12 protein-coding genes are annotated in these 9,503 nt (G+C 72.3%); 10 read left to right on the top strand and 2 right to left on the bottom strand.

Annotated elements, in window-relative coordinates; all coding sequences use genetic code 11:
- Nucleotides 1-258 precede the first annotated feature (258 nt).
- Nucleotides 259-1,179, bottom strand: a complete 921-nt coding sequence (gene mshD / locus ACFOWE_RS19275; protein ID WP_377289707.1) for a mycothiol synthase — start codon at nt 1,177-1,179, stop codon at nt 259-261.
- Nucleotides 1,180-1,310: 131 nt separating this feature from the next.
- Between mshD and ACFOWE_RS19270 the strand changes: the two genes are divergently transcribed.
- Nucleotides 1,311-3,107 (top strand): bifunctional metallophosphatase/5'-nucleotidase, encoded by a 1,797-nt coding sequence (locus ACFOWE_RS19270; RefSeq protein WP_377289705.1) that lies wholly within the window; start codon nt 1,311-1,313, stop codon nt 3,105-3,107.
- Nucleotides 3,108-3,328: 221 nt separating this feature from the next.
- Here the strand turns inward: ACFOWE_RS19270 and ACFOWE_RS19265 are convergent, their stop codons facing one another.
- Nucleotides 3,329-4,042 (bottom strand): response regulator transcription factor, encoded by a 714-nt coding sequence (locus ACFOWE_RS19265; protein WP_377289703.1) that lies wholly within the window; start codon nt 4,040-4,042, stop codon nt 3,329-3,331.
- Nucleotides 4,043-4,312: 270 nt separating this feature from the next.
- Here ACFOWE_RS19265 and ACFOWE_RS19260 point away from each other — a divergent pair, with 270 nt between their 5' ends.
- From ACFOWE_RS19260 to ACFOWE_RS19220, 9 genes are all read left to right on the top strand, one after another.
- Nucleotides 4,313-4,564, top strand: a complete 252-nt coding sequence (locus ACFOWE_RS19260; RefSeq protein WP_377289701.1) for a MoaD/ThiS family protein — start codon at nt 4,313-4,315, stop codon at nt 4,562-4,564.
- Nucleotides 4,565-4,780: 216 nt separating this feature from the next.
- Nucleotides 4,781-5,461, top strand: a complete 681-nt coding sequence (locus ACFOWE_RS19255) for an LmeA family phospholipid-binding protein (protein WP_377289699.1) — start codon at nt 4,781-4,783, stop codon at nt 5,459-5,461.
- A 59-nt stretch (nt 5,462-5,520) separates the two neighbouring features.
- Nucleotides 5,521-6,033, top strand: coding sequence for a sigma-70 family RNA polymerase sigma factor (locus ACFOWE_RS19250; protein WP_377289697.1), 513 nt, complete (start codon nt 5,521-5,523; stop codon nt 6,031-6,033).
- Entirely contained in the window at nt 6,030-6,950 is a 921-nt protein-coding gene (locus tag ACFOWE_RS19245; protein WP_377289695.1) for a zf-HC2 domain-containing protein, read from the top strand. Before ACFOWE_RS19250 ends, ACFOWE_RS19245 begins: the two co-directional genes overlap by 4 nt.
- Before the next feature lie 88 nt (nt 6,951-7,038).
- On the top strand, nt 7,039-7,455 hold the full coding sequence (locus ACFOWE_RS19240) for a TlpA family protein disulfide reductase (RefSeq protein WP_377289709.1): 417 nt from the start codon (nt 7,039-7,041) through the stop codon (nt 7,453-7,455).
- 91 nt (nt 7,456-7,546) lie between these two features.
- Complete coding sequence (locus tag ACFOWE_RS19235; protein WP_373293851.1) at nt 7,547-7,630, top strand: Ms5788A family Cys-rich leader peptide; 84 nt, start codon at nt 7,547-7,549, stop codon at nt 7,628-7,630.
- Nucleotides 7,631-7,691: 61 nt separating this feature from the next.
- Nucleotides 7,692-8,090 carry a DUF4395 domain-containing protein gene (locus ACFOWE_RS19230; RefSeq protein WP_377289693.1) on the top strand — a complete coding sequence of 133 codons (399 nt, stop codon included), beginning with the start codon at nt 7,692-7,694 and terminating at the stop codon, nt 8,088-8,090.
- A 14-nt stretch (nt 8,091-8,104) separates the two neighbouring features.
- On the top strand, nt 8,105-8,944 hold the full coding sequence (locus ACFOWE_RS19225) for a sulfurtransferase (protein ID WP_377289691.1): 840 nt from the start codon (nt 8,105-8,107) through the stop codon (nt 8,942-8,944).
- Nucleotides 8,944-9,243, top strand: a complete 300-nt coding sequence (locus tag ACFOWE_RS19220; protein WP_377289689.1) for a DUF1416 domain-containing protein — start codon at nt 8,944-8,946, stop codon at nt 9,241-9,243. The genes ACFOWE_RS19225 and ACFOWE_RS19220 overlap by 1 nt, the downstream gene beginning before the upstream one ends.
- The last annotated feature ends 260 nt before the right edge of the window (nt 9,244-9,503 follow it).

Below are 9,503 nucleotides of genomic sequence, written 5' to 3'. Positions count from 1 at the left end.
GTCGCCGCGCTGTCCTACTACGCGCTGCACTGGATGGTCGAGTAACCGTCCGCAGGTGAGGGCGCCGCCCCCCGGGGGCCGGCGCCCTTTCTCATCGCCGTCGTGCCGTCGTGCCGTCGTGCCGCTGTGCTGTCGTGTCGCCGTCCGCCGGACCGTTGCCGTCTGCGCGGCCGTCCGGTGCGCGGCGCTCCCGCGCCGTGCCCATCGGCCCTCACCCCGGACGTGCGGCGCCCCGGAGCGTCATGCAGGCACCGGTCCTCACCTCCGGTACATCACGTCCATGCCGGAGCGGGTGAACCCCAGTCCCCGGTAGAGGCGGACCGCCCAGGTGTTGCTCTCGTCGACGTAGAGCATCACCTCGGACAGACCGAGGGAGCGCAGGTGGGCCAGGCCCGCCAGGGTCAGCGACCGGCCCAGCCCGGCCCCCTGCTCGCCGGGGTCCACGCCGACCACGTAGACCTCGCCGACGGGCTCGTCCCCCTGTTCGCCGGCGGCGTGCACCTTCGTCCAGTGGAAGCCGACCGGGCGGTCTCCGCGTACCGCGAGGAAGAAGCCCGCCGGGTCGAACCACGGCTCCCGCTCGCGCTGCCGCAGGTCCGCGAGCGTCCAGGCGCCCTGTTCGGGGTGGTGGGCGAAGGCGCGGGCGTTCAGCGCCACCCAGGCCTCGGCGTCGCTCTCCGGGTCGAAGGCGCGCAGCCGTACCCCCTCGGGGAGGGTGAAGTCCGGGATCGGCTCCGCCAGCGGGCGCCGCATCTGCCACAGCTCCCTGACCTTCTCCAGGCCCTCCGCGTGCGCGAGCGCCTCGGCGCCGGGGTGCCCGCCGTGCGCCCACAGGCGCAGCCGCCCGCCGGTCTCCTCCAGTACGGCCCGCAGCAGGCGGCGTCCGTGCCCCTGCTTCCGGAAGGCGGGGTGGACGACGAGTTCGCCGCCCGGGTCCTCGCCCGGATCACCCGGGTCGCCCGGGGTGCCGGGGTCGACGTGCGCGTAGCCCGCGAGTTCCCCGCCCGCGTACAGAAGCACGTCCCGCGCGCCGTTCTCGCCGCCGTGACGCAGGTGGATCATCACGTGTTCGTCGAGGGGGCGGACCCCGTCGGCCGCCGTGGCGGCCTCCACCAGCGCCAGCACGGCGGCGGCCTCCCGCTCCTCGAGTCGTTCCCGGTGTTGTACGCGCACGTCCATGAACTGGACTCTAGGACGCCCGCGCGGCTCGCGGATCACCGGGTACTGGCAAAAAACGCCATCTCCTGGTAATGCGAATCGTTACCTTCCAGACATTCGATGCATAGACAACGGCTCTAGTGTCTTGTCCCATGATGTCCCGTTCCTTCCAGCGGCTGGCCCTGGCCGGCGCCCTCGCCTCCGCCGGTCTCGTGCTCGCGACGGGACCGGCCGAGGCGGGTAGCAAGCCTGCCAAGACAGTGCCGGTCCGCCTGCTCTCCCTCAACGACTTCCACGGTCACCTGGAGCCCCCGACCGGTTCGTCGGGCCGCCTGGTCGACGAGCACGGTGCCACGGTCGAGGCCGGTGGCGCCGCCTACCTCGCGACCCACATGAAGCAGCTCAGCGACAAGAACACCATCAAGGTCGCCCAGGGCGACCTGATCGGCGCCACCCCGCTCATCTCGGCGGCCTTCCACGACGAGCCGTCCGTCGAGTTCCTCGGCAAGATCGGCGTCACCACCTCGGCCGTGGGCAACCACGAGTTCGACGAGGGGTACGACGAGCTCAAGCGCATCATGAACGGCGGCTGCCACCCGGTGGACGGCTGCTCCCCCGCCGGGCAGTGGAAGGGCGCCAAGTACGACTACATCGGCGCCAACGTCATCCTCAAGCGGAAGAACGAGAACAGCGCGGAGAGGGAGGCGCTCGCCGAGCTCGGCAAGAACAACGCCGCCATCCGCAACCTGCTGCGGCAGCAGGGCGTCCCGGCCCTGCCGCCCTTCTCCGTCCGCTGGATGAACGGCGTGCCGGTCGGCTTCATCGGCCTGGTCACCAAGACCACCCCGAACATCGTCACCGCCGCGGGCATCAAGGACCTGGAGTTCACCGACGAGGTCAAGGCCGCCAACGCCGCCTCCAAGGTGCTCAGGCTGGTCGGCGTCAAGGCCCAGGTCGTGCTCGTGCACGAGGGCGACCAGGTCGCCCCGAACTCCTCGCCCGACGCGTGCAGCGCCCAGCCCGGCGCGGGCCACCGCATCGCCACCCAGGTGGACGCCGAGATCGACATGATCCTCAGCGGCCACTCCCACCAGGCGTACCTGTGCACCGTGACCGACCCCAAGGGCGGCAAGCGCCTGTACAGCCAGGGCGGCTCGTTCGGCCGGGTGATCACCAAGGTCGACTTCCAGGTGAACACCCGCACCCGCGACGTGGTGCGCTCCTCCGTGGTCGCCGACAACCAGGTCGTGACCCGGACCGTCACCCCCGACCCGGAGATCTCCGCGTTCGTCCAGACCTGGAAGGACCGCGTCTCCACGGTCGCGAACAAGCCGATCGGCAAGATCACCGCGGACATCACGAACACGGCGTCCCCCTCCGGTGAGTCGCCGCTGGGCAACCTCATCGCCGACGGCCAGCTCGCCGCCGCCAAGAACGGCGGCAACGCCCAGATCGCCCTGATGAACCCGGGCGGCGTGCGCGCCGGCCTCACCTACGCGAGCTCGCCCGCCGGCGAGGGCGACGGCGTGGTGACCTACGGCGAGGCCTTCACCGTCCAGCCGTTCAACAACCTGCTCCAGGTGGTCACCCTCACCGGCGCCCAGCTCAAGACGGTGCTGGAGCAGCAGTTCCCCGGCGGGCCCAACAACCAGGCCTTCACCAAGATCCTCCAGCCGTCGTCGAACCTCACCTACTCCTACAGCACCGGTGCGCCGTGGGGGTCGAAGATCTCCGATCTGAAGATCGACGGGGTCGCCGTGACGGACACCCAGACGATCCGGGTCGCCGCCAACAACTTCCTCGTCGGCGGCGGTGACGCCTTCGCCGCCTTCACCCAGGGCACCGACGTGTGGAGCGGCCCGCTCGACATCGACGCCTTCGCCGCCTACTTCGCGGCGAACCCGGTGATCGAGCCCCCGGTCCCGAACCACATCACGGTCAAGCCGTAAGAGCGGTCAAGCCGAGACGTGCGGGCCGTCGCGCGCGGCCCGCACGAACGGCGGAAGGGGGCGGNNNNCGCCCCCCTTCCGTTCGCCCGTCCCGCGTGCCCGCCGGCGTCGTCCGCCCTGCTCGCCCGTCCCGCGTGCCCGTCGGCGGATGCCGTTCTGCCCGCCTGTCGGCGGATGCCGTTCCGCCCGCCCGCCGACGTCGCCCGCCCCTGCGGCGGGCGCTACTGGTGGGCGGGCTCGCGCTCCTCGGCGGACTCGTTGCCCCGCTCGGGGACGAACCGGTAGCCGACGTTGCGGACCGTCCCGATCAGCGACTCGTACTCGGCGCCGAGCTTCGCGCGCAGCCGCCGGACGTGGACGTCCACCGTCCGGGTGCCGCCGAAGTAGTCGTAGCCCCAGACCTCCTGGAGCAGCTGGGCCCGGGTGAAGACCCGCCCGGGATGCTGGGCGAGGTACTTCAGGAGCTCGAACTCCTTGAAGGTCAGGTCCAGGGCGCGCCCGCGGAGCCGGGCGGTGTAGGTGGCCTCGTCGATCGAGAGGTCGCCGTTGCGGATCTCGTCCGGCGCCTCCTCCGCGGCGGTCATGCTCAGCCGGCCCACTGCCATCCGGAGCCGCGCCTCGACCTCGGCCGGGCCCGCGGTGTCGAGGATGACGTCGTCCACGCCCCACTCGGCCGTCATCGCGGCCAGGCCGCCCTCGGTGACGATCACCAGCAGGGGGCAGTCGAGGCCGGTCGTCCGGAGCAGCCGGCAGAGGCTCTTGGCCTGAACCAGTTCGCGGCGGGCGTCGACGAGGACGGCGTCGGCGGGCGGGGCGTCGATCAGCGCGGACGCCTCCGCGGGCGCCACGCGGACCGAGTGCAGCAGCAGCCCCAGCGCCGGAAGCACCTCGGCGGACGGCTGCAGGGCATTGGTAAGAAGCAGGAGGTTGCTCACGTGCACTCCTTCGCCGGGCTCACTGGCAGGCGACCGTGCGGAGCCCGCCCGATGCGTGTGCTCACGACCACCTCCTTCCCGCGTCGTGCCGGCACCAGCCGTACAAACACGTAAGGACCCGGGGGCCACATCGCCCAGGTCCTTAGGCGAGGATAGCCGAGGAGGGGTGAGCGTCCAGCGAACGTCCACCTGCTGAACACCTGCTTTCCCCGGTGGATTCGCCGTAATCGCCTCTTCACCTTCCGCATACGACGAGGAGATGGTCGACCGATGGCCAGGGGAACGATCCGCTACTGGGCGGCGGCGAAGGAGGCGGCGGGCGTGCCGGAGGAGCCCTTCGAGGCCGCGAACCTGGCGGAGCTGGTGGTGAACGTCACAACCGGCCGCGACGAGCTGGCCAAGGTGGCGCGCCGCTCCTCCTTCCTGGTGGACGGGCACCCGGTGGGCACCCGGGCGCACGAGGCGATCGTGCTCGCCGACGGGGTGACGGTCGAGGTGCTCCCGCCCTTCGCCGGGGGCTGATCCCGCGCGCAGGACCCGGTGGGCGGAGGCCCGGCCGGGAGAGCCCGGCCGCGGGGGGCCGGGGGGTACGGCATGCGCGGGAACGGCCGCCCGCAGGACGGGACGGCATGTACGGGGGACGGCCGCCCGCAGGACGAGATTGCCGCCGGGTGCGGGGCGATGGCAGTCTGGCCACGTCCGGGAACCGAGAACGGAAGACGAACGACGGGAAGTCGGATGCGCAAGCTGCTCGCTTTTCTGGTCCTGCTGCTCGTCCTCGTCGCGATCCTGGACAGGGTGGCGGTCGCCGGGGTGGAGAAGGAGATCGCCACCAGGGCCACCGCCCGCTACGACCTCGCCTCGCCCCCGGAGGTGGCCATCCACGGCATCCCGTTCCTGACCCAGGCCGTGGCCGGGCGCTACGAGCAGGTCGAGGTCGCCGTCGGCTCGATGACCGTCGCGGGCGTCCGGCTCTCCGCCGTGGACGCCACGCTGTACGGGGTCACCGCGCCCCTGGCCGACCTGGTGACCCGTGCCGACCAGGTGGACATCCGGGCCGAGCGGGTGGTGGGCACCGTCGAGGTCGGCGAGGAGGCGCTGAACCAGCGGGCGCCTCAGGGGCTGACGGTGCAGGCCGGACCGGGCGGCCTCGACGTCAGCGGAGAGATCACCTTCCTGGGACGGAAGGTCCCCGCGGAGGCCAGGCTGAAGGTCGAGGTGACCGAGAAGGGGCTGCGGCTCCTCCCCGAGAAGGTCGAGCTGGGCGGCGGCATCACGGTGCCGGACCCCGAGCGCTTCCTCCGCTACGAGATCCCGATCAGGAACCTGCCCTTCAACCTCAAGATCACCAAGGTCGAGCCCGTGACCGGGGGCCTGCGGATCACCGCGGAGGCGTCGGACGTCCCGCTGCGCGGCTGAGCGGCGAGAACGGCCCCGCCGTGTCCGAACCGAACCGCCCCGCCGTACGTCATGAGGGTGTGAGCCACGCCGGAACCGCCGACGAGCAGCTCGTCAGAGCCCTCTTCGACGAGCACGGCGGGCCGCTCTACGGCTACGCGCTGAGACTGACGGGTGACCCGGGGAGAGCGGAGGACGTCGTGCAGGAGACCCTGCTGCGGGCCTGGCGCCATCCCGACGTGCTCGGCGGGCGCTCGATCCGCGCGTGGCTGTTCACCGTGGCCCGCAACCTCGTCTTCGACCAGCACCGGGCGCGCAGGTCGCGCCCGCCGGAGACGGGCGACGAGGCGCTCGCCGTGGTGCCCGCCGAGGACGAGCTGGAGCGGGCGGTGGAGTCCTGGGCGGTCGCCGAGGCGCTGGCCGCGCTCACCCCCGAGCACCGCGAGGTGCTCGTCGAGGTCTACTACCGGGGGAGATCGGTGAAGGAGGCGGCCCAGGCGCTCGGCATCCCCGCCGGGACGGTGAAGTCGCGCACGTACTACGCGCTGCGCGCGCTCAAGCTGGCGCTGCAGGAGCGGGGGCTCGCGCCATGACCATGAGCTGTGACGAGGTACGGATGTCGCTCGGCGTGCACGCCCTGGGCGCGCTGGACGCCGCCGAGCACGCGCTCGTCGAGGAGCATCTCGCCGGCTGCGCCGGCTGCCGCGCGGAGGCGGAGGAACTGGCCGGGGTGGCGGGCTTCCTCGGCCGGGTCTCGGAGGAGGACGTGGCCCAGGTGGCCCGCCCGCCGCACTCCGTACTCGACCGGCTGCTGCGGAGCCGGGCCAGGCGGCGGCGGACGGCCCGGACGCTGCTCGGGCTGGCGGCCGCGGCCGCGGTGATCGGGGTCGGCGGGACCGTCTGGGTGACGGCCGACCGGTCCGCGCAGGACACGATGACGGCGGCCTCCGCCCCGCAGAGCGCCTCCGACGCCACCGGGGGGGACCCGGCCGCGGAGGGGAGCCGGGACGCCGCCGGGAGCTCCGAGGCCGCGAAGTCCGCCGGGCCGGCCCCTGAGGCATCGGCGTCCGTGCTGCGCACCGGGCCCCCGCCGGCCGCCGGCGAGGATCCCGCGGTGACGCGGAAGTCCGCCCCGGAGGAGGCGCGTCCCGCGCCCACGTCCAGTGCGGGCTCCGACGCGTCGGTGATGCTGGACCAGGCGGACGAGCCGCTGGTCAGGGAGGGCGGCGAGCAGGGGGGCGTCCGGGCCCGGGTGAGCGCCGCCCCGGCCGGGCAGGCCACCGCCGTGGAGGTCGTGGTCTCCGGGATCGCCACCGGCACCCGCTTCCGGCTGGACGTGGTCGCCGCCGACGGGAGCCGCCAGACGGCGGGGAACTGGACGGTCGACCGGGCCGCCTACGACGAGTCGGGTCCCTTCCCCGGTTCGGTCACCGTCCCGCCCGGGGGGATCGAGCGTTTCGAGCTCGTCACCGCTGAGGGCCGGGTGCTGCTCGCGGTCCCCGCCCGCTGAGGGGCGGGTGCTGCTCGCGGGCCCCGCCCGCTGGGACGAGGGCCCGGGGCGGGAACAAGCCTGCGGCGGCCGGGCGTTGTCGTGCTCGATGACCGGGCTGACGGTGGTGATCGTGACGCTCGCCCTGGCCACGCTCGCCGGCGTGGCGCTGCGGCGGCGCAGCGGCGTGCCGCGCGAGGTGAGGGGTGACGTGGAGCGGCTGACGCCGGACGAGCTCGGGACCGCGCTGGGCGAGCGGGCCACGCTGGTGCAGTTCTCCAGCGCGTTCTGCCAGCCGTGCCGGGCGACCCGCAGGATCCTCGACGAGGTGGCGCGGATGGTGCCCGGCGTGGCGCACGTGGAGATCGACGCGGAGTCCCGGCTGGAGCTGGTCCGCTCCCTGAACATCCTGCGCACTCCGACGGTGATTGTCCTCGACCGGTCGGGGTATGTGGTCAGACGCGCCTCGGGCCAGCCACGGAAGGCCGACGTGATCGGCGCACTGGGCCTCGCCATCGGCGAATGAGCGGGGCAGCCTACCGCTCTTGGGAGGCTCCTGTCTCAGAAATTGGACAGGGATGTGACAGATACCGGAACGCCGGGGTAATGTCATCGCCATGCACCCGATGACAGAGCTGCTGACGAAGCGGCGCGCGGTCGACTTCTGCCGCGTCGCCACCGCGCTCTGTCGCGTTTCCTGAGGGCGATCCCACGCGGCCTCACGCCGCACCGATCTGCACGACCCTTCAGGAGCATCGCACGATGCAGGCTGATCCCAGAGCCCTCCGCTTCACCGCGGCCGTCACCACCGTCGTCCTCGCGCTCGCCCTCGTCACGGAGAGCGCGTGGCCGCTGGCGGCCCAGGCCGTGGTGTTCGCACTGGGGGCCCTCGGCGCCTCGCCGTACGGGATGGTCTTCAAAGGGATGGTGAAGAGCCCTCCCAGGGAGTTCGAGGACGGCCGGCCGCCGCGCTTCGCGCAGCTCGTCGGACTCGCCTTCACCCTGCTGGGCCTGGTCGGACACGCAACGCAGATCACGCCGCTGGCCCTCGGCGCCACCGCCGCGGCCCTGTTCGCCGCCTTTCTCAACGCCGCGTTCGGCTTCTGCCTCGGCTGCGAGACGTACTTGATCATTCGCCGTCTACTGCCCGCCGCAAGATAATCCCGGAGGATTCCATGAGCCGCTCCGCCGCCCTGGTGGACGCCGACTGGGTCGAGGCCAACCTCGACACCCCTGGTGTCGTTCTCGTCGAGGTCGACGAGGACACCAGCGCCTACGACAAGGGCCACATCCGTGGCGCCGTGAAGATCGACTGGAGGCAGGACCTCCAGGACCCGGTCCGCCGCGACTTCGTGGACCGCGAGGGCTTCGAGGCCCTGCTGTCCGACCGGGGCATCTCCAACGACGACACCGTGGTGCTCTACGGCGGCAACAACAACTGGTTCGCCGCCTACGCCTACTGGTACTTCAAGCTCTACGGCCACTCCGACGTCAAGCTCCTCGACGGCGGCCGCAAGAAGTGGGAGCTCGACTCCCGCGAGCTGGTGACCGAGGTCCCGCAGCGCCCGGCCACCCAGTACAAGGCCTCCGAGCAGGACAAGAACCTGCGCGCCTTCCGCGACGACGTGCTCGCCGCGATCGGCAAGCTCAACCTGGTCGACGTGCGCTCGCCCGACGAGTTCACCGGCAAGCTGCTCGCCCCGGCGCACCTGCCGCAGGAGTCGGCGCAGCGCGGCGGCCACGTGCCGACCGCCCGCAACATCCCGTGGTCCAAGGCCGCGAACGACGACGGCACCTTCAAGTCCGACGAGGAGCTGAAGAGCCTCTACGAGGCCGCCGGCGTCGACTTCGGCAAGGACACCATCGCCTACTGCCGCATCGGCGAGCGCTCGGCGCACACCTGGTTCGTGCTGCACGAGCTGCTCGACCAGGCCAACGTGAAGAACTACGACGGTTCGTGGACCGAGTACGGCTCGCTCGTGGGCGTGCCCGTCGAGCTGGGAGAGGCCCGCTGATGACGACCCAGGGTTGCGCCGCACCGGAGCAGACCACCGCTCTTCCCGCCGGGATCGACCTGACCAACCAGGCCGTCATCCAGGGCGTCGTGACGGGCGCGGGCACGGCCTACGCCCGCCTGCTCGACCACTCCGGTGAGTTCACCGGCGAGGTCGTCGTCTCCGACGAGGGAGTCTTCCGCTTCTTCGCCGCTCCCGGTGACTGGACCGTCCGCATCATCGCGGGCGGCGGTGTCACCAAGGACGTTCAGGCCCAGGCCCGCCTGGGCGAGGTCACGCAGCTGTCCGTGGCCGTCTGACCGGTCCCGGCCGCGTCCGGATCCGAAGGGACCGGCGTCCCCTCCGCGGAGGGGACGCCGGTCCTTTCCCATGCGCGCACCGGCCGCGACGGCGTCCGGCTCTGGACCGCGGGCCACGACCTGTGGCCTGAGGACCGCGGACCGCGGACCGCGGACCGTGGCCTGCGGTCTGGGGGCCGCGGACCGCGGACTGCGGATTGTGGCCTGGGGACTGTGGGACTGTGACCTGCGGGCCGCGGCCCGGGGAGGGGCTCGATACG

It is taken from the genome of Planomonospora corallina, from assembly GCF_042650625.1.
Taxonomy (GTDB): domain Bacteria; phylum Actinomycetota; class Actinomycetes; order Streptosporangiales; family Streptosporangiaceae; genus Planomonospora_B; species Planomonospora_B corallina.
Note: the sequence above shows the minus strand (reverse complement) of the source record. Positions and strands in the feature narration are given on the sequence as shown.

Coding starts and splice junctions, on each gene's coding strand:
- mshD (WP_377289707.1), bottom strand. CDS start 1,179: ATGGACGTGCGCGTACAACACCGGGAACGACTCGAGGAGCGGGAGGCC.
- ACFOWE_RS19270 (WP_377289705.1), top strand. CDS start 1,311: ATGATGTCCCGTTCCTTCCAGCGGCTGGCCCTGGCCGGCGCCCTCGCC.
- ACFOWE_RS19260 (WP_377289701.1), top strand. CDS start 4,313: ATGGCCAGGGGAACGATCCGCTACTGGGCGGCGGCGAAGGAGGCGGCG.
- ACFOWE_RS19255 (WP_377289699.1), top strand. CDS start 4,781: ATGCGCAAGCTGCTCGCTTTTCTGGTCCTGCTGCTCGTCCTCGTCGCG.
- ACFOWE_RS19245 (WP_377289695.1), top strand. CDS start 6,030: ATGACCATGAGCTGTGACGAGGTACGGATGTCGCTCGGCGTGCACGCC.
- ACFOWE_RS19240 (WP_377289709.1), top strand. CDS start 7,039: ATGACCGGGCTGACGGTGGTGATCGTGACGCTCGCCCTGGCCACGCTC.
- ACFOWE_RS19235 (WP_373293851.1), top strand. CDS start 7,547: ATGCACCCGATGACAGAGCTGCTGACGAAGCGGCGCGCGGTCGACTTC.
- ACFOWE_RS19230 (WP_377289693.1), top strand. CDS start 7,692: ATGCAGGCTGATCCCAGAGCCCTCCGCTTCACCGCGGCCGTCACCACC.
- ACFOWE_RS19225 (WP_377289691.1), top strand. CDS start 8,105: ATGAGCCGCTCCGCCGCCCTGGTGGACGCCGACTGGGTCGAGGCCAAC.
- ACFOWE_RS19220 (WP_377289689.1), top strand. CDS start 8,944: ATGACGACCCAGGGTTGCGCCGCACCGGAGCAGACCACCGCTCTTCCC.